Raw genomic sequence first — 262 nt, 5'->3', positions numbered from 1 at the left:
ATACCAGGCCGACCAGTTGGCCGCGATTGGCGAGTAAGCACAGGTGAATAAATGACCATCATCGCCAGTCTGTTACGCGCCGCCGAGCTGCCGGATTCTCCAACGCCACGGCTGGATGTCGAATTGTTGCTGGCCGCTGCGCTGGGCAAGTCCCGCAGCTTCCTGCACACCTGGCCCGAGCGGATCGTGCCAAGCGAGGCGGCGCTGCTGTTCTCCGAATACCTGCGTCGTCGTCGCTCCGGCGAGCCGGTGGCCTACATCC

1 pseudogene is annotated in these 262 nt (G+C 63.7%); it reads left to right on the top strand.

Annotated features, from left to right (window positions below):
- Positions 1-51: 51 nt before the first annotated feature.
- Positions 52-262 (top strand): annotated as a pseudogene (locus OC610_RS29285) (peptide chain release factor N(5)-glutamine methyltransferase); the annotation flags it as partial.

This window comes from Pseudomonas agronomica, assembly GCF_025917275.1.
GTDB lineage: Bacteria > Pseudomonadota > Gammaproteobacteria > Pseudomonadales > Pseudomonadaceae > Aquipseudomonas > Aquipseudomonas agronomica.
This window is presented reverse-complemented; position numbering and strand designations above follow the sequence as displayed.